Source organism: Klebsiella spallanzanii, from assembly GCF_902158555.1.
In the GTDB taxonomy this organism is placed as follows: domain Bacteria; phylum Pseudomonadota; class Gammaproteobacteria; order Enterobacterales; family Enterobacteriaceae; genus Klebsiella; species Klebsiella spallanzanii.
Window position 1 is genome coordinate 63,744 of the sequence record NZ_CABGGS010000012.1, and the last position, 18,601, is coordinate 82,344.

Sequence of the window (18,601 nt, forward strand, 5' to 3'; positions counted from 1 at the left end):
ACGCAAAATCATTCAAGTTGCATCAAGGCGGCAAGAGAACGAATCCCGATGAGCTTACTCTGGTAAGTGATTCGGGTAAGAGAACGCAGCCAACACAGAGGCAACTTGAAGGATGAAGTGTATGAGTTCCACCTCGCTCTATGCAGCTATCGATCTCGGTTCCAATAGCTTTCATATGTTGGTTGTACGCGAGGTAGCCGGGAGCATCCAGACCCTCAGTCGCATTAAACGCAAAGTACGTCTGGCCGCAGGTCTGAGTAGCGACAACACGCTCTCTGCGGAAGCCATGGAGCGTGGCTGGCAATGTTTACGCCTGTTTGCCGAACGTTTGCAGGATATCCCCCCGGCACAAATCCGCGTAGTCGCCACCGCGACACTGCGTCTGGCGGTTAACGCCGGAGAGTTTCTGGATAAAGCGCGGGAAATCCTTGGCTGCCCGGTGCAGGTCATCAGCGGTGAAGAGGAAGCGCGACTGATTTATCAGGGCGTCGCGCACACTACCGGCGGCGCAGATCAGCGTCTGGTCGTGGATATCGGCGGTGCCAGTACCGAACTGGTTACCGGTACTGGCGCACAAACGACCTCGCTTTTCAGCCTGTCGATGGGCTGCGTCACCTGGCTGGAACGCTACTTTGCTGACCGCAGCCTGACCAAAGAAAACTTTGATCTTGCCGAAACCGCCGCGCGCGAAGTTTTGCGTCCCATCGCCGATGTTCTGCGCTATCACGGCTGGAAGGTCTGTGTCGGCGCATCCGGTACGGTCCAGGCGCTACAGGAAATCATGATGGCACAGGGGATGGATGAACGCATCACCCTGGCCAAACTGCAGCAGCTCAAACAGCGCGCAATTCAGTGCGGTCGTCTGGAAGAGCTGGAGATTGAAGGTCTGACGCTCGAACGCGCGCTGGTCTTTCCTAGCGGTCTGGCGATTCTGATGGCCATCTTCAGCGAGCTGAACATTCAGTGCATGACCCTCGCGGGTGGGGCGCTGCGCGAAGGCCTCGTCTACGGCATGCTGCATCTGTCGGTTGATCAGGATATTCGCAGCCGTACATTGCGCAATATCCAACGCCGGTTTCTGGTTGATACCGAGCAGGCACAGCGCGTTGCTCAATTGGCTGCCCATTTCGTTCATCAGGTCGAAAATAGCTGGGAGATTGAGCCACTATGCTTCGATCTGCTGCAAAGCGCCTGCCAGCTGCATGAAATCGGCCTGAGCGTGGAGTATAAGCAGGCCCCTCTGCACGCAGCCTGGCTGGTGCGTAATCTCGACCTGCCAGGCTTCACGCCTGCGCAAAAAAAACTGCTGGCGACGCTGTTGCTAAACCAGACCAACGCCGTCGACCTCTCTTCGATTCATCAGCAAAACGCGGTACCGCCGAGAGTCGCGGAACATATGTGCCGCCTGCTGCGTCTGGCTATTCTGTTTGCCAGCCGCCGACGCGACGATCTGCTACCGATGATTACGCTGGCTGCCAAAGATGAAAGTTTGACGCTGACGCTACCGCAGGGCTGGCTGGAGAATCATCCGCTGGGCCGGGAGATGGTAGAACAAGAGTGCCAGTGGCAAAGCTACGTTCACTGGCCGCTGCAGCTCAACGAGGAGCGCGCAGCAAAATAGCTCAACCAGGGGAATATCATGCGAGAAGAACTGGATTTCAAATCGCTGCGTTTTTTTTCCGCCCTCTTCCGCCTGGGGAACGTCTCTCCCGCCGCCGAAGCGCTCAATATCAGCCAGCCGACCGGCAGCCTGCTGTTGAAAAAGCTGCGCGAGCATTTTGACGATCCTCTGTTTGTGCGCATAGGGCAGCGCATGGTGCCCACGCCGCGCGCTGATGATATCGCCCAGACCATTTTTACCATTCTTCAATTGGTCGATAACCAACTTCCTGGCAACCCTGAATTTATCCCCCAAACCAGTACGCGTAATTTCACTATTGGCATGACCGATATCAGCCAGATGACATTGTTACCGCCCTTGCAGGTACGGTTACAGCAACAGAACGCTGAAGGTATTACTTTTTCAGTGCTGAATATCGACGATCAAACGCTGGGTGCGCTTGAATCAGGCAAGTGTGATTTAGCCATCGGTTATCTGATGCAGCTACCGGATAGCGTTTACCAGCAGCGCCTGTTTAATCAATCCTATGTTTGCCTGGCGGCAAAAAATCATCCGCGGATCCGTTCCTCATTTACCGCCGAAAACTGGCGGCTGGAAAAGCATCTGGCCGTTCACGTCAACGGCACCGGGCATGGCGATATCGATCGACTGCTCAACGAGTACGGCATGCCGCGCCGTATTTCCCTCACCCTCCCCAGCTTTTTAGGTGCAGGTGAGCTGGTTGCGGACAGTGAACTGATCGCCGTCGTTCCCGAGCAATTGGCACGCCATATTACCCATCGTTATCCCTGCTGCAGCTGGCCGTTACCCTTTTCGCTGCCGGAAATCGCGATTCGTCAGGTCTGGCATCAGCGCCTGCACCGCGATCCCGGGCACATCTGGCTGCGTACGCTGATCGCCAACTTTGCTACAGCCAGCAACAACAAAAACCTCTATTAACTTTTAAGCATTCAAAAATAATGCTGTATTAGTTTTCCTGATAACCCGTATTGGATTCTGTTTATTGCCGTCAGTACGTAAAAAATTCTATTCTCCTCGCATCAGGTCATACAAAAACTAATTCGAGGAATATATTATGCGTGGAAAAATCGCTTTAGAAGAGCACGTTTCAACACCGAAAAATAACAGCCTCTGGGACTCAACTGGCGAAGCGGCAAGAAATGGCTCAGAATATATGAAAGACGTTGAACGCCGTTTATTAGATCGCAGCTATCAGCTGGATGAAATGGCGCAACGTAATATCGACCACGTGATTCTTTCTCTGACTTCACCTGGCGCACAATCTATTTTAGATAAATCAGCTGCGGTATCTTTCGCTCGTGAAACCAACGACTATATCGTTGAAAATTATGTTAAGCCAAACCCGGATAAATTCAGCGCATTCGCGACTCTGGCATTACAAAACCCAGAGGCTGCAGCCGAAGAACTGGATCGCGCAGTCAAAAAACTAGGCATGAAAGGCGCGCTGATTAACGGTTATACCAACGTCCAGGATAGCGAACATGGCCTGTACCTGGATGATGAATCCATGCTGGTATTCTGGGATAAAGTCAATGAGCTGAACGTCCCCGTATATTTGCACCCGCGTGAACCATTAGAAGGCCCGGCGCGCGGTATCTACACCGGCTATGAAAGCCTGATCGGTTCCGCCTGGGGCTTTGCTCAGGAAACGGCGGTCCATGCGATTCGCCTGATGATGAGTGGCCTGTTTGACCGTTACCCTGACCTGAACCTGGTTCTGGGTCACTTAGGCGAAGGCCTGGTACACATGCTGCCGCGTACTCAGCATCGTCTCTACCGTCAGCGCTTCGGCTGTGGCCTGGGCAAAGCGGAAAAACCGTTAATGCACTATTTGCAGAATAACTTTATCGTCACCACCAGCGGTCACTTTAATACCTATTCGCTGCAAAATGCGATTGATATTATGGGCCCGGACCGTGTGATGTTCTCCGTCGATTATCCGTATGAGGATATTCATCAGGCTTGTGATTGGTTCGATCCGCTGGAAATGGATGCTGAATTGAAAAACAAAATCGCCTGGGGCAACGCCAGCCGCGTATTCAATATCAAATAATTTCCTCCTGTTGTAACGAAAGGGCCTGACAACAGGCCCTTTTCATTTATCTGCAATACCAAAGGAGAATATACCATGCCAGTGGGAATCTTTGTTTGCAGTGGCTCACTGCTTATCGGTGCTATTTTTGGCGCTTCTCTCAACCGATTTATTCCTGAGCATTTAAAAAAGACCTTACCTTTAATTGCCGGATTAATTTCTATCAGTATGGGGGTATTTTTTCTTAATAAACTGATGCACCTACCGCCGATAGCTCTGGCTGTAATCGTAGGTACCATTATCGGTAGCCTGCTGCATATCGAAAAGCTTATCGAAAATGCCGGAATGAAGCTTCGAGGCCCTATTGAAAAGATATTTCCCACCAAGGGCGATTCCGGCATTGATCCAGAAGATTTTACCAATCAGTTTATCGCCGTACTGATCCTGTTTTGCGCCAGCGGAACCGGTATTTTTGGCGCATTAACCGAAGGAATGACAGGAGATGCGACGATATTGATCACCAAATCCATTCTCGACTTCTTTACCGCCGCTATTTTTGCCTCCGCGCTCGGCTACATCATTGCCGTTATTTTTGTGCCTCAGCTGATCGTGTTCGTGATCCTCTTTTTCGCCGCGAGCTTTCTTATGGCGTTAATTACCCCGTCAATGATCGCGGATTTTACGGCCTGCGGCGGCATCGTCATGCTGGCGACGGGTTTTCGACTCTGCGGAATTCGCGCTTTTCCAACGGCGAATATGCTGCCATCGCTGATCCTGGTAATGCCTTTCTCCGCCGCATGGCAGCAATTCATCGCCTGAACGCGAATAACACCCAGCATCGCCTGGATACTGGCATCATCTTTCCAGGCTGTGCCTGAGTGCCCTATGCCCGCAACGCCTGAAGCTTTACTCTGAAATCAAAATTAAAGTAATTACTCAGGCAAAACGCGGTTCCATACTCAAGCACGTCACCATGAGCGTTACGGCTTTTCAGCGTAATTTTCATCAACGGCACCCCATGCGGTAAGTCGAGCAAATTCAGTTCCTCACCCGAAGGGATATGTACCGTCAGGGAGTAATCCTGAAGATCGGGAAAAATATTGTTTTCAGCCCAGTGGGCATACAGCGAGCCTTCGAGCAAATCCGGGCGAGGCAAGAAACGTTCAGGGATAAACATGGTTTCGATGGAAACAGGAAGGGCATCAACTAAACGTACACGTTTTATTTTTGCCACCCGATCTCCGACCGCGATCTCCAGCTCACGAGCCAGAATATCATCCGCCGCCAGCTTTTCCCTCACCAGCCACCGATTAGACACCGTCCCTGAATTTTGTAGCTGGGCAGAAAATCCGCCGCTGGCAAGGTTATAGCTTACCGGCAGATTCACCTCAGTACCTTTCCCGTGACGCTTGATCACCAGTCCGGCTTCCAGCAGCGCCTCCAGCGCCTTGACCACCGTCACGCGCGATAGCTCGAGAGCCTGGGACATTTTGCGTTCGGAAGGCAAAATACTGCCATGAGTCAGTAACCGATCCGCTATTGCAGCTTCAATAGCCTGTTTTAATTGAATATAAAGCGGCGCAGGCGCCTCGGGATTCAGACGACCTTTTATATACTCAAGCAGCGGTTGCGACATAATTCATGTGGCCTTAAAGGATTAATCACCAGTGGATTTATCATAGTGGATCCATACTGGAATCTATACCCTCATCATAACCCCTCCCCGCACTCTCCCGAATCCCAATTTGCTATCAGAATGCGCCGTCGATCACAGAGTGATTATAAAGGACTTTAACTGGACTTAATCTGGATCTATTTTTAGTACAACTTTTATTCATCTCTTACCGGGAGTCGTCGATGTCTGATATTCGCCCTACCTATACCGCCGAACGCCGTATCCTTGGCTGTCTTTATGGGCAAGCCATTGGTGATGCAATGGGAATGCCTTCCGAGCTATGGCCTAAACGTCGAGTCATCAACCATTTTGGCTGGATTGAACGCTTTCTTCCCGGCCCGAAAGAGAATATCGCGGCCTGCGAATTTAGCGCTGCGGAGTTCACCGATGATACGCACCAGTGTATCGCTTTAATGGATGCACTGAATGAAACCAACGGTGTAACCGATCCACTGGTCATCGCCAAACATATTCTGCTGTGGGCCAGACGCTGCCAGGCGTTTGAGAAAAATATTCTCGGCCCGACCTCGAAGGCCTCTCTGCTCGCGCTCGAGCAAGGGCAAGCGCTTGATGAGATCGCGGCTAACGGCGTGACCAACGGCGCGGCGATGCGTGTAGCACCGATGGGCTGCCTATTGCCAACCCGAGACAGGGAATTTTTCATTGCGCAGGTACGGCAATCCTGCCTACCGACGCACAAATCAGATATCGCGATTGCCGGCGCGGTGGTGATTGCCTGGGCCATCAGCCGCGCCATTGAAGGTGCCGGATGGCCATTAATCAAAACGGAGCTGGCATCGCTCGCCAATGAAACCCAGCGCCAGTATGAGTCCACTTTTAGTCCACTCCTCGGAAATCGTCTCCATTTAGCGTTAGAGATGATGAGCAGAGAGACTGACCACCTGACAGGTATCGAACGTATTTACGAAGATATCGGTGCCGGCATGGATATCATTGAATCCGTCCCGGCAGCAATTGCGCTGGTTGAGCTGGCAGGAACACAGCCTATGAAATGCGCCATGCTGGCGGCAAATTTAGGCGGCGACACGGATACCATTGGCGCGATGGCAACCGCCATCTGCGGCGCCCTTCACGGCATAGAAGCTTTCCCTGAAGAACACATACGACAAATTAATCAGGCCAACAGCATAGACTTCGCACCTTACGCACAGCGGCTTGCAGGCTACCGCTTCGCATAATTCACAGAGGGCATCAATATGGACAGCAAAGCTTCATACGATGGCAATATCCAAACGGCCGATCCCGGAATGGCGGAGTTAGGGATCGGTCTGGTTCCCCCGGTCCACCAAACCCAACAGCCGGTACAGTTATTTTTTGTCTGGTGCGCCGCGAATATCGGCATTCTTGGGGTCGTTTATGGCGCAGTGATTGTGTCGTTCGGCCTCTCATTCTGGCAGTCGATTCTTGCCGCCGTTGCAGGAGTCGCCTCCTTTGCGCTGGTCGGAGTGACCAGCATCGCCGGAAAAATCGGGCGAACGACAACGTTGACGCTCTCCCGCGTGATATTTGGCAAACGCGGTAATATCGCGCCCACCAGCTTTTGCTGGGTGAACCTGATGGGCTGGGAATCGGTCAATATCATTACCGGCACGCTCACGCTCGTCGCGCTGTTTGCCGCCATGGGTTTTGAAGAGAGCCTGACAACTACCGCGTTGTCGCTTTTCCTGTTTGGCGGGTTGACCGTGCTGGTCAGCGTACTCGGTCAAAATGCCGTGCTGATGATGCAAAAATGGATCACCCGTATCTTTGGCGCCATGACGCTACTGGTGGTGATTTATTTGCTGTTCACCGCGGACTGGCAGGCCATTCTCGCCCTGCCTTCAGGTAGCTGGCTGACCGGTTTTCTCCCGGCAGTCTCTATTATCGCCGCAGGCACCGGCATCAGTTGGGCTATCGCCGGTGCCGACTATAGTCGGGATCAGCGTCCTGATTCCGGTGAAAAGAACATTTTTCTCGCCGTTGTTAGCGGCGCTGCCCTTCCTTTACTGCTGCTGATGCTCACCGGGATACTGCTTACCGCCCAAATCCCTGACCTGGCATCCAGTGAAAACCCGATTTCCGCGATCGGCAAACTGCTGCCTTCGTGGATGGCAATCCCCTATCTTGCTGCGGCTACCGCCGGGGTCGTGACCATCGCAGTGTTGAGCCTCTATTCCGCCAGCCTTAATCTATTAAGCATGGGCATTAAGCTACAGCAGCGTTCCGCCGTGGCCATCGACGCCGTGCTGGTGCTGGGGATCGCGCTCTACGTGCTGTTTGTGTCGAAAGATTTTCTCGGACCGTTCATTGCGTTTCTGATTTTCTGCGGCGTATTTCTGGCCGCCTGGGCCGCCATTTTTATCGTCGACTTCTACCGGATTCGCCGCCATGTCGGATACCCGGAAGCTGACTTATTCAGGGAAAGCGGCGCGAACCGAACCGCGCTGGGCTGCTGGATTGTCGGCGCGCTGGCTGGATTGATGGTATCCAAAACCGGGTTTATCGACGGGCCTTTCGCGGTCGGGATTTTCGCGGACTCCAGCCTGGGATTATTCGTCTCTTTTGTTCTGAGCCTGGTGCTGTATCTCGCTTTTGGAGCCAGGAAGGGGGCTTTCCATGACAATAACAGCTGACCTGCTATCACCACAGCGCCCGATAGTGGTTATTGGCGCTGCTTTTGGCGACATTATTCTCCATCTCGATACGCTGCCGCAAAGCGGTGGCGATGTCTCCGCCCGCGATGGCGGGCGGCAAATTGGCGGCTGCGCGTTTAACGTCGCCCGTGCGCTCGCACGCCTCGACCTGGCCCCGGTTAATGCCATACCGGTAGGCAATGGCGACTGGGGGCAAGCCGTTGCGCAAAAAATGGCACAGGAAAGTTTACCCGTTCTCTTGCGCCACCCTACCCACGATAACGGCTGGTGTCTGGCCCTCGTTGAGGCCAACAAAGAGCGGACGTTTGTCACCGTTGAGGGCTGCGAGCAGCACTGGAGCACTGAGCTACTGGCGCAAATTCCGCAACCGAAGGACGCGATTATTTACGTCTCAGGCTACGAGCTGGCCAGCGAAGCGCTGCGTCAGTGGATCCTCACACTTGCTGAAGATAAAACGCTGTTTGTCGATTTTGGACCCCGCCTGTGCGATCTGGATATTGGTTTTATTAAGGCGCTGTTGCATAAGCGTCCCGTGCTCACTCTGAACCGCAACGAACTCAGCACGCTGAGCGCGCGTTTATATCACCAGGAAAATGCTACGCTTGAGTCAGCCTCGCGGCTCGCCAGAGACTGGCAGCTACGGGCAATTTGTCGGTTTGATAAGGATGGCGCGTGGGTGGTTGAACCCAACGCGGAGCCGCAGCATATCCCGGCATGCCGGGTGGAAGTTCACGATACGATTGCCGCAGGAGACAGCCACTGTGCAGGAACAATTGCCGGGCTGGCCTGCGGGATGAGTCTGCGTCAGGCAACGCAATTGGGCAACGAGGTGGCGGCTATCGTCGTCAGCAGGCCTGGCTCAGACGGTGCGCCAACCCGCCAGGAGCTACGCCAGTTCCAGCTTCAGCAGGAAAACAACCGCTAACGCTATTTACGTGCTTTCGCCAGCATCGCCCGGATGTTGGCGACGTTCGCCTGGCCTTTATGCATACGCTCTTCCGCTGAAATAACTTTGCGCTCCTGTTCCCAAATCAGGTCGTCCTGCGGCAGTTCCAGCAGGAAGCGGCTCGGCTCCGGACGCACCAGCTCACCGTACTGACGGCGCTCTCTGCACAAGGTAAAAGTCAGTTCTTTCTGCGCGCGAGTTATGCCTACGTAGGCAAGACGGCGTTCTTCATCGACATTATCTTCATCAATGCTGCTTTGATGCGGCAGCAGGCCCTCTTCCATGCCCACCAGATAGACATACGGAAATTCCAGCCCCTTCGAAGCATGAAGCGTCATCAGCTGTACCTGGTCTGTCTCCTCATCCGACTCGCCGCGCTCCATCATATCGCGCAGCGTGAAGCGAGTGACGACCTGGGTAAGCGTCATCGGTTCATCAATATCGCTACCTTCCAGCATTTCGGTCATCCACGTGAAGAGCGTGTTGACATTTTTCATCCGCATTTCCGCGGCTTTCGGGCTGGGCGAGGTCTCATAGAGCCAGGATTCATAATCCACACCGCGTATCAGGTCACGGACGGCGGCAATTGGCTCACGCTCGGAAAGCTGCTGAATCTCCCGCAGCCAGTGGGTGAAGCGGGTCAGGGACTCATAGCCGCGCCCATTCAGCGTCTGGGTCAACCCCATATCAAAGCTGGCGGTAAACATACTTTTGTTACGGCCCATTGCCCATTCGCCCAGCTTTTTCAGCGTTGCCGAACCGATTTCACGCTTTGGGGTATTCACAATGCGCATAAAGGCACTGTCATCATCAGGATTGGTCAGCACGCGCAGGTAGGCCAGCAGGTCTTTAATTTCCGGGCGCGAAAAGAACGACGTGCCGCCGGAAATTTTGTACGGAATGCGGTTTTGCATCAGCATCTTTTCAAAAACCCGCGACTGGTGGTTGCCGCGATAAAGGATCGCATAATCCTTATATTCGGTTTTATTAATAAAATGGTGCGCGATCAGTTCACCGGCGACGCGTTCCGCTTCATGGTCTTCATTGTTGGCGGAGAGCACCTTCAGCTCTACGCCATAGCCCAGCTCGGAAAACAGGCGTTTCTCGAAGACGTGCGGGTTATTGGCAATCAGGATGTTGGCTGCCTTCAGGATACGCCCGGAAGAACGGTAGTTCTGCTCCAGTTTGATCACCTGCAGCGCCGGGAAATCCTGGCTAAGCAGCACCAGGTTCTGTGGCCGCGCGCCGCGCCAGGAGTAGATCGACTGATCGTCATCGCCCACCACGGTAAAGCGCGCCCGCTGCCCCACCAGCAGTTTCACCAGCTCATACTGGCTGGTGTTGGTATCCTGGTATTCATCCACCAGCAGATAGCGAATTCTGTTCTGCCAGCGCTCCCGCACCTCTTCGTTGCGCTGCAGCAGCAGCGTCGGCAGCAGGATAAGGTCGTCAAAGTCGAGTACATTGCAGGCTTTCATATGCGCATCGTACAGCCCGTAGCAGTGCGCAAAGATCCGATCCCGCTCTCCTTTCGCGCCAGCGGCAGCCTGTGAAGGCGTTTGCAGATCGTTTTTCCAGTTCGAGATCGTGGAGATCAGCTGCTGAAGCACCACTTTATCATCTTCAATAAGCCCTTCGGTGAGCTCTTTTAACAGCGCGACCTGGTCGGTATCGTCGAACAGCGAGAAGTTAGATTTCATGCCTAACGCGGCGTACTCACGTTTGATGATATCCAGCCCCAGCGTATGGAAAGTGGAGATCATCAGACCGCGTGCTTCTTTGCGTCCCAGCGTTTGCCCGACGCGCTCTTTCATCTCACGCGCGGCCTTGTTGGTAAAAGTCACCGCCGCGATATGGCGCGCCTGATAGCCGCAGCCGCGGATCAAATGGGCGATTTTATTGGTTATAACGCGGGTCTTACCGGAACCGGCACCCGCCAGCACCAGGCACGGTCCGGTAACGAATTCGACGGCTTGTTGTTGGCCAGGGTTTAAACGCATGGGAGTATTTTGCTCAATCTTCGAACGGGGTGGGGATTGTAGCAGAAAGAGGGGGAGAAGGCGTAACAGGCTACCCCTGCGGGTAGCCTGAAAATCGGTCTATCAGGAAGCCGTCGCGGCTAGTGGCGTATAGCCGTTGCGCTGCGCGCTCTTGATCCAGCTGTAGGATCCCATCACCGCGATTGCCGTCAGCAGGACATATTCGAGCGACATGGCGTAAACGCCCTGCACCGCGTAAATAACCACGCTAATCACGTCGATAAGTACCCACAGCAGCCAGTTTTCGACGAACTTGCGCGTCATCAGTACCATGGCCGCAATCGACAATACCAGCATGGTGGAATCCCAGAACGGGAAGGCATCGGGCTGGAGGTCAGGCATAGCGACCTGCATACCAAATGTTTGCAGCAAGGCAATCATGATGCGAGTGAGCGCCGAAAACACGGGGTCGATAAACAGCGTCATCAGAACAATCGCTACCGCGCAAACGCCTGCTAATGCCAGTGTTTGCTGGCGGGAAAGCCAGCGTACCTTGAGCGCAGCTTCCTGCGCCTCGTTTTGCCGGCTCCATGCATACCAGCCGTAAATGTTGGCGGCGAAGAAAAATACCTGCAGCAACAGGCTGGCGTAGAGCTGAATCTGAAAGAAAATCGCCGCAAACAGCGTGACGTTAATCAGGCCAAACAGATAGTTGATAATTTTTTCCCGGCTGGCGCACCAGATGCACAGCAAGCCAAACACGGTACCAATGGCTTCAATCCACGATAGCGCGTAGCCGCCTTCGCCAAGAGGAATATTGACCATCACATTGTTAATGCTAAAAAAGTCCATTACTGACCCCCTTGCTGGCTAGCGGAATAAATGGCGCGGAGCGCCAGGATAATTTGCCGTTCTTCGCCCTGCTGACACAGCGCTTCCTGCTGAACATAATCGTTGATACTGCTATCCAGACAACCGTTGTGTGCAACCACCACGTTAAGTAATGACGCCGTGCGTAACCCACGCAGCGCGCCGATGGTCATCAGGGCGGCACTCTCCATATCCGCGCCCAGAACGCCGAGCGCCGACCACTGCGCATCCAGTTCCGCTTCCCGGTCGGTATAAAAACTGTCGTGACTGCGCACCAGTCCGCAGATGGCGGGGATATTCATCTGGCGCGCCTGCGTCATCAGTTCCCAGGTTAACTGCGGGTCGGCGCAGGCCGGATAGCCAGCGGGCGCATAGGTACGGCTGGTCCCGTCATCCATGACCGCGGCATGGGCGATAATCACGTCGCCGAGCGCAAGATTATCCTGCAACGCCCCGCAGCTGCCGATGCGAATCAGGGTCGTTACGCCGATCTGGCGTAGTTCTTCAATAGCAATCGCCGTGGACGGTCCACCGATTCCGGTAGAGAGCACTAAAATCTCGACGCCCCGGTACCAGCCGCGCGCGGCGCGAAACTCCCGGTTCTGACCAAGGGGTTCTGGGTTATCAAGAAAATTAACGATGCGGTCGACCCGCTGCGGGTCGCCCGGTAGCAGCGCGTACCGTGCGCTGGTCATTTCCTGGCTTAACTGGATATGGGGTTGCAGCGACATTCTCCCGCCTCCTTTACTCTTACGGTTATCCGATATCAGCCTCCTGCTTTATTTTTTCAGGGGCTAACAACACAATGCGTTCACCATCGGTATCAATAATCTGTAACGCTTTCAGGTCATGCAAAATACGATTAATACTGCGGGTCGTCGCCGCAAACTCCTGGCTAAGGTTCTGCTTATCCAGCAAGATTTCATTCGCGCCATCCTGTTGATAGCGCAGCCATAATGCCTGGCACACTCGCTGATGCAGCGAGTAAAGATTGTCGCTGCTGGCCTTTTTCGACAGCTGGTAATATTGCTGACTAAAGAAGCGCAGCATCCGCTGGTTAAAATGGTTATCTAATGCCAGCCAGCGGCAGAAATGTTCCTGTGACAAACTCAGAAGCTGCACATGCCCTACCGCTACCACCGAGCAGATGTAATGACGCGACTCAAAGATCTCGAGCTCGCCCAGCATGTCGCCCTTACGGTAGCGGGCCTGACGGTAACGACGCCCATCTTCGGCTTCATAGAAAACATCCACCTCACCGGCAATAATCAGCGAAAAACGCTGACACACTTCCCCTTGTCGGCAGATAAAAGCACCGCGCGGGATCTCTTCAAAGCGCCAGCGCTGCATGATTTCCAGAGGGCAATATTTCAGTAATTCATAGAGCTGCGGATCGCTAACAATCTCTCCAAGCCCGGTAAGCCAGCCGACTGAAAATTCAGGTTTTTTCATTGTATCCATGTTATCTCGCTCCACGGCTTCAGGGACAGGACCGCTGTCCCTGGCAAGAGGGAATACGGCGGATAAAAATGTCGCCCATCTCCCGCTTCCATACATCAGGCGAGACATCTGTCCCGCGATGGCGAAGAGTATATGTCCGCGGCTAAGGTGGGTGGTAAAGTAACGGGACATCTTTGAGACGTGAGAACAAAATAATGGCAAAGAGCGCAGCAGCCCTGCATATCCTGGTAAAAGAAGAGAAGCTGGCGCAAGAGATCCTCACCAAACTGGCGCGTGGCGTGAGCTTCGATCATCTGGCAAAGCGCTATTCAAAGTGTCCATCTGGCCGCAACGGTGGCGATCTTGGGGAATTTAATCAAGGTGTCATGGTTGGGCCATTTGATAAAGCGGTCTTTAGCTGCCCGCTGCTGAAGCCTTACGGACCGGTCAAAACCAAGTTCGGCTACCATATCATTAAGGTGCTGTATCGCCGCTAGCCCATGCTACTATTGCGCGCTGATTCATCCCATTTAATCAAGGCACAATCATGGCAAAAACGGCAGCAGCACTGCATATTCTGGTTAAAGAAGAGAAGCTGGCACTGGATCTTCTTGAGCAAATTAAAAACGGCGCCGATTTCGGTAAACTGGCGAAAAAGCACTCTATCTGCCCGTCAGGAAAACGCGGCGGCGATTTAGGTGAATTCCGCCAGGGCCAGATGGTACCGGCGTTTGATAAAGTCGTGTTCTCCTGCCCGGAGCTGGAGCCAACCGGCCCGCTGCACACCCAGTTCGGTTATCACATCATCAAAGTACTGTACCGCAAGTAATCAGGCTGGCCCTTTTCCAACAAAGGGCCGCAATCTGACATGTTAGTTATGCAAAAAACCTCCCTTCTCTTATGATTAATGTCGCCGTGTAACGCAACAGTGGGCTACATTGCATTCACAACCCGCAAATCTGACATGTCAAAACAGATTATTTAGCCTATTTTTTAGTGATGAACATCACACTAAATAGCACTATTATCGCTATTAATTGTGATCAAAACTGCAATTTTCTACGTATCTTGTCGCCACATAAAAAATGAGTGATATCTTTGTGACATGTCAGTTTGACGGTAATATCTCAACTGACTAAAACAACGGCGTCTCTATGCAGACAAAATCACGTCTCCGTGCCATGGTGTGAGGACGTGCGCCAGACCTTATGACTTTATTCAGGAAACACGTGTTATGAGTCATTCAATACAACAACAGTCCCTGGATGCAAAAAATGATTTAGAAAAAATCATCGTAACAAAAACGACCAGGAAACTTGTTCCACTGATGGTATTGATGTACATCGTGGCGTATATAGATCGTCAGAATATCAGCTTTGCTAAATTACAAATGGTAGATAGCCTGGGCTGGAGTGAAGCGGCTTTTGGCCTCGGCGCATCACTTTTTTTCATCGGTTATTTAGTTTTTAGCGTTCCCGGAAATTTAATTTTATCGAAGGTAGGTGCTAAACGCTGGTTCACTATTAGCCTATTGTCATGGGGGGTTATTACTATGGCGCTGGCGTGGACCGAAAAAATGTCAACGTTTTATGCTTTACGTTTTATTCTTGGTATTGCCGAAGCCAGCTTTTATCCTGGGTTAATTTATTATTCCACTAAATGGTTTCCTTTAAAATATCGCCCACGCATTGTCGGCTTTTTAGTCACCGCCAGCATGGTGGCAAATATGATTGGCGCTCCAATTAACGGCTCGCTGCTTAGCATGCACGGCTTTATGGGGCTGGAAGGATGGCAGTGGCTATTCCTGGCGACTGGCGTGCTTGCACTTCTGCTGATTGCCCCGGTGCTGCTGTGGTTTCCGCAAGGTCCGGAACAGGCTCGCTTCTTGAACGAAGAAGAAAAACGCTGGCTGATTAAAAAACTGGCGGCCGAACAGGATGCCAACACCGACAAATCGGTCAATAGCCTGGGTAAGTCGCTGACCGACTGGCGCGTTCTGGCCCTCGCGCTGGTATACGGATTCATCTGCTTTGGCGCCTACGGTATCAGCTACTGGATGCCGACTATCGTTAAAACCTTCGGCGCTTCGGATATGATGAATGGCCTGGTCAATATGATCCCATGGGCGATGGTTATCATCATGCTACGCTGGATAACCAGTAAGCCAGAACGTACCGAGAACCCTTATATTAATGTCGCATTACCTATGTTTACTGCCGCAATATGTCTGCTGCTCTCGGTCTGGACATTCGCCCAGCCGGTTATTAGCTTCATCTGTATTTGCGGCGTTGTATTATCAGTATTTGCAATTCAACCCTGCTTCTGGAATCTAACGAAATTCCTTTCAGGCGCAACGGCGGCAGCAGGCATTGCTATTATTAACTCACTGGCAAATCTGGGTGGATTTTTCGCGCAAAATACTATTCCCCTTGTACGTGACTTAGAAAAAAGCGACTCAGCACCAATGCTATATTTAAGCGCGGTTATGCTGATCGGTGGGATCGTCACAATCTTAATTATTCGCTGGTTAAAGAATATTGCCATCAAGGACGCCAAACCCGTTACGCTGTGATGATATAAAGCCAAAAAAAATACTCATTAATTTCACATCCTGCCTTCAGGATGCGGCGAACTACAGCCGTAGAAATTAAAACACTTAATTTTATAATTAAGAGCGGTAGATATTATGAAGAAGATAGTTGTTATTGAGCCCGGATATTTAAATTATTCTGCAGAAGAAAGTATTTTACAGAATTGGGATCCGCAGTTTGTTGTTGTTCCAGCAAACGCCTCGCTGGAAGAGAAGCTGCGCCAGGTAAGCAATGCTGACGCCATCATGGTCCGCGAAGCAACCGTCAGTCGCCCTATGATTGAAGCGATGCAACAGTGCCGCGTTATCGTGCGCTACGGCGTCGGCGTAGACAATATCGATAGCCAGGCCGCCAGGGAAAAAGGCATTTACGTCGCTAACGTACCGGACTACGGCTCGGAAGATGTTGCTGAGCACGCTCTGGCGCTGCTCCTGGCCGCAACGCGCCGCATCGCCACTCGCAACCGTGATGTTCGCGATGGTCAGTGGGGAATTGGCCAGCGCGAACCCATGTTCCGCCTGGCAGGAAAAATTCTCGGCGTCGTCGGCTTTGGCCGAATCTCCCGCTGCTTTGTGCAAAAAGCATCAGGGATCGGTTTTAAGCGCATCCTGGTAGTCGATCCGCTGCTTACCGATGAGCAGGCTTTACAGGCCGGCGTGACGCGAGTCAGCCTTGATACGCTGTGCCGTGAAGCAGACTTCGTCTCCCTTCACGCTCCGTTAACCCCGGACACCCATCACCTTATCGGTGAAGCCGAACTGGCCAAAATGAAGCCCAGCGCCGTACTGGTCAATACCTCGCGCGGCGGGCTTATCGATGAGCAGGCGCTGATCAACGCCCTGCTACAACAACGTATTTTCGCCGCCGGACTCGACGTTTTTGAATCCGAACCCCTCAGTGCAAAAAGCCCATTACTGCAAATGGAGAACACCTTATGCACGGACCACACCGCCTGGTTTACCGAAGAGTCGGTAGTCGAGCTGCAAAGTAAAGCCGCGCATGAAGTGCGTCGGGCGTTTGAAGGCGAGCATCCGCTTAATTGGGTTAATCCATAAATTCGCATTCGCTATAAAGAGAGGAAGTGTTATGTACAGCAAAGATATTATCGACGGTTTTCGCGCTATTTTTTCGACCGCTTCTGTCGCTGACGCCTGCGATCAGATCCTGGGCAAAACGATGTTCCTGCCTTTTGAAATCAAAAACCGCATCAACGACAAGAAAATCGTTGGCCCGGCCGTCACCATTTATGAAGACGTCACCGACGAAAAACTGCCACCGCAGCATGCGCTGGACGCCATTGACGAATCCGCCAGCGGTTCGGTCATCGTCATTACCGGCAACCCGTCGCTGGAAACCGTTGCCGTCTGGGGCGGGCTAATGACCGCCGGGGCTGTTGCCAATAAACATGAAGCTGCAGTGTTGAACGGCGGCGTCCGTGACCTGGCGGAGATCCGTCGCGATTACGATTTCCCGGTTTACGCCAAGACCGTAACCCCAGGCACTACGCTTGGTCGCTTCAAGACCATTTCAGCCAACCAGCCCGTCACCATCGGCGATGTCACGGTGAATCCGGGGGATTTGATTGTCGGGGATATCGACGGCGTGGTGTGCGTACCGCAGGCGGTCGCTGCCGAAGTCTTAGCGCTGGCGCAATCCATTGATAGCCGCGAGCTGGAACAGGCCAAACTGATTATTCAGTCCGGTTCTCTGCGTGAAGGCCTGGCGAAATACGGCCGAATCTAATTAACCCAGACGCCATCAGCCAAACCGGCTGATGGCGAGCCTGGACACTATCACATGGAGAACGCAATGAAGCAGTTCGATATTCTTTCATTTGGTGAACCCCTTTTCGAATTCAATCAGCTTCCCACGGAGCATTCTGAGCAGCATTACCTCAGCGGATTTGGCGGTGATACGTCGAATTTCGCCATTAGCGCGGCGCGGCAAGGCGCTAAAGTTGCCATGTTAACCCAACTCGGCGATGACGTATTTGGGCAGAATTTCCGCGCATTATGGGATGAAGAAAAGGTCGATCATCAATGGGTTTACGCGCATAAAACGGCCCCGACGGGGATCTATTTTATTTCGCACAATGAACAAGGTCACCACTTTACTTTTTATCGTAAAGGCTCTGCGGCCTCAACGATGACTGTCGATGATATCAATGAGTCCGCCATTGCCGCCGCGCGCTTATTTCACAGTTCAGCCATCACGCACGCCATTGGCAATAACGTCAGCGATGCGCTTTTTCACGCCATTGAACTGTGCCAAAAGCACCAAACGCTGATTTCCTTCGACACCAATCTGCGGCTCAAACTGTGGCCGCTAGCCCGCGCCCGCGCCATCATTCATGAAACCATACGCCACGTAGATTACTGCATGCCTAGCCTCGACGAGGCCCGTCTGCTAACCGGCAAGCATCACGCAGATGAAATTACGGATTTCTATCTGCAGCTCGGGGCAAAAAATGTGGTGTTAAAAATGGGCGCGGAAGGCGCGATGTTCGCCAATGAGAACCGGCGGGTCATCTACTCAGGCCATAAAGTCGCCACCGTCGACGCGACCGGGGCCGGAGACTGCTTCTCGGGCGCGTTTCTTTATCGCATTATCAAAGGCGATTCGCCGGAAGATGCGCTGTGCTACGCCAACGCCGCCGCCGCGCTGACAACAACCGGTTATGGTGCCGTCGCGCCTATTCCTCGCCAGCCACAAGTTGAAGTATTAATCCAGCAAACTCAATCACAGTAATCTCCGCCGCGCCTGCCAGCGCGG

The 18,601-nt window shown here is 52.9% G+C and carries 17 protein-coding genes and 1 pseudogene; 13 read left to right on the forward strand and 5 right to left on the reverse strand.

Annotated elements, in window-relative coordinates; genetic code table 11:
* Positions 1–112 precede the first annotated feature (112 nt).
* The 4 genes and pseudogenes from gppA (at position 113) to FN082_RS11485 (ending at position 4,493) form a co-directional block, all read left to right on the forward strand.
* Entirely contained in the window at positions 113–1,621 is a 1,509-nt protein-coding gene (gppA, locus tag FN082_RS11470; RefSeq protein ID WP_185932115.1) for a guanosine-5'-triphosphate,3'-diphosphate diphosphatase, read from the forward strand.
* 18 nt (positions 1,622–1,639) lie between these two features.
* Positions 1,640–2,567, forward strand: a pseudogene (locus FN082_RS11475) (LysR family transcriptional regulator).
* Positions 2,568–2,696: 129 nt separating this feature from the next.
* Positions 2,697–3,695, forward strand: a complete 999-nt coding sequence (locus tag FN082_RS11480; RefSeq protein ID WP_139537351.1) for an amidohydrolase family protein — start codon at positions 2,697–2,699, stop codon at positions 3,693–3,695.
* A 75-nt stretch (positions 3,696–3,770) separates the two neighbouring features.
* The gene (locus FN082_RS11485; protein WP_142463007.1) at positions 3,771–4,493 is read left to right on the forward strand and encodes a DUF554 domain-containing protein; all 723 of its coding nucleotides are present in this window, start codon (positions 3,771–3,773) and stop codon (positions 4,491–4,493) included.
* A gap of 64 nt (positions 4,494–4,557) precedes the next feature.
* On the opposite strand, the gene FN082_RS11490 is transcribed toward FN082_RS11485, so the two are convergent.
* Entirely contained in the window at positions 4,558–5,310 is a 753-nt protein-coding gene (locus tag FN082_RS11490) for a GntR family transcriptional regulator (protein ID WP_139537349.1), read from the reverse strand.
* 221 nt (positions 5,311–5,531) lie between these two features.
* Here FN082_RS11490 and FN082_RS11495 point away from each other — a divergent pair, with 221 nt between their 5' ends.
* From FN082_RS11495 to FN082_RS11505, 3 genes are read left to right on the forward strand one after another with little or no spacing between them, the layout of a single operon-like run.
* Positions 5,532–6,548: an ADP-ribosylglycohydrolase family protein gene (locus FN082_RS11495; protein WP_139537348.1), complete on the forward strand. Its 1,017-nt coding sequence runs from the start codon at positions 5,532–5,534 to the stop codon at positions 6,546–6,548.
* An 18-nt stretch (positions 6,549–6,566) separates the two neighbouring features.
* Positions 6,567–7,982: a purine-cytosine permease family protein gene (locus FN082_RS11500; protein WP_139537347.1), complete on the forward strand. Its 1,416-nt coding sequence runs from the start codon at positions 6,567–6,569 to the stop codon at positions 7,980–7,982.
* Positions 7,966–8,928 (forward strand): PfkB family carbohydrate kinase, encoded by a 963-nt coding sequence (locus tag FN082_RS11505; RefSeq protein WP_139537346.1) that lies wholly within the window; start codon positions 7,966–7,968, stop codon positions 8,926–8,928. Before FN082_RS11500 ends, FN082_RS11505 begins: the two co-directional genes overlap by 17 nt.
* A gap of 2 nt (positions 8,929–8,930) precedes the next feature.
* On the opposite strand, the gene rep is transcribed toward FN082_RS11505, so the two are convergent.
* The 4 genes from rep to FN082_RS11525 all read right to left on the reverse strand — a co-directional run bounded on the left by rep (position 8,931) and on the right by FN082_RS11525 (position 13,259).
* On the reverse strand, positions 8,931–10,949 hold the full coding sequence (gene rep / locus FN082_RS11510; RefSeq protein WP_139537345.1) for a DNA helicase Rep: 2,019 nt from the start codon (positions 10,947–10,949) through the stop codon (positions 8,931–8,933).
* A 102-nt stretch (positions 10,950–11,051) separates the two neighbouring features.
* Positions 11,052–11,780, reverse strand: a complete 729-nt coding sequence (pnuC, locus tag FN082_RS11515; RefSeq protein WP_142463003.1) for a nicotinamide riboside transporter PnuC — start codon at positions 11,778–11,780, stop codon at positions 11,052–11,054.
* Entirely contained in the window at positions 11,780–12,529 is a 750-nt protein-coding gene (locus FN082_RS11520) for a nucleoside phosphorylase (RefSeq protein ID WP_180349516.1), read from the reverse strand. The genes pnuC and FN082_RS11520 overlap by 1 nt, the downstream gene beginning before the upstream one ends.
* A 25-nt stretch (positions 12,530–12,554) precedes the next feature.
* A complete protein-coding gene (locus tag FN082_RS11525) occupies positions 12,555–13,259 on the reverse strand; it encodes a Crp/Fnr family transcriptional regulator (RefSeq protein ID WP_139537343.1) in 705 nt (234 codons plus the stop codon).
* Positions 13,260–13,453: 194 nt separating this feature from the next.
* Here FN082_RS11525 and ppiC (FN082_RS11530) point away from each other — a divergent pair, with 194 nt between their 5' ends.
* The 6 genes from ppiC (FN082_RS11530) to FN082_RS11555 all read left to right on the forward strand — a co-directional run bounded on the left by ppiC (FN082_RS11530) (position 13,454) and on the right by FN082_RS11555 (position 18,577).
* A complete protein-coding gene (ppiC, locus tag FN082_RS11530; RefSeq protein WP_139537342.1) occupies positions 13,454–13,735 on the forward strand; it encodes a peptidylprolyl isomerase PpiC in 282 nt (93 codons plus the stop codon).
* 50 nt (positions 13,736–13,785) lie between these two features.
* The gene (gene ppiC / locus FN082_RS11535) at positions 13,786–14,067 is read left to right on the forward strand and encodes a peptidylprolyl isomerase PpiC (protein ID WP_004107616.1); all 282 of its coding nucleotides are present in this window, start codon (positions 13,786–13,788) and stop codon (positions 14,065–14,067) included.
* A 357-nt stretch (positions 14,068–14,424) separates the two neighbouring features.
* Positions 14,425–15,810, forward strand: coding sequence for an MFS transporter (locus FN082_RS11540; RefSeq protein ID WP_235891600.1), 1,386 nt, complete (start codon positions 14,425–14,427; stop codon positions 15,808–15,810).
* 114 nt (positions 15,811–15,924) lie between these two features.
* Positions 15,925–16,884 carry a C-terminal binding protein gene (locus FN082_RS11545; protein WP_139537341.1) on the forward strand — a complete coding sequence of 320 codons (960 nt, stop codon included), beginning with the start codon at positions 15,925–15,927 and terminating at the stop codon, positions 16,882–16,884.
* Between the two features lie 31 nt (positions 16,885–16,915).
* Positions 16,916–17,572 (forward strand): RraA family protein, encoded by a 657-nt coding sequence (locus FN082_RS11550; RefSeq protein ID WP_112216114.1) that lies wholly within the window; start codon positions 16,916–16,918, stop codon positions 17,570–17,572.
* A gap of 66 nt (positions 17,573–17,638) precedes the next feature.
* The gene (locus FN082_RS11555; RefSeq protein ID WP_139537340.1) at positions 17,639–18,577 is read left to right on the forward strand and encodes a sugar kinase; all 939 of its coding nucleotides are present in this window, start codon (positions 17,639–17,641) and stop codon (positions 18,575–18,577) included.
* The last annotated feature ends 24 nt before the right edge of the window (positions 18,578–18,601 follow it).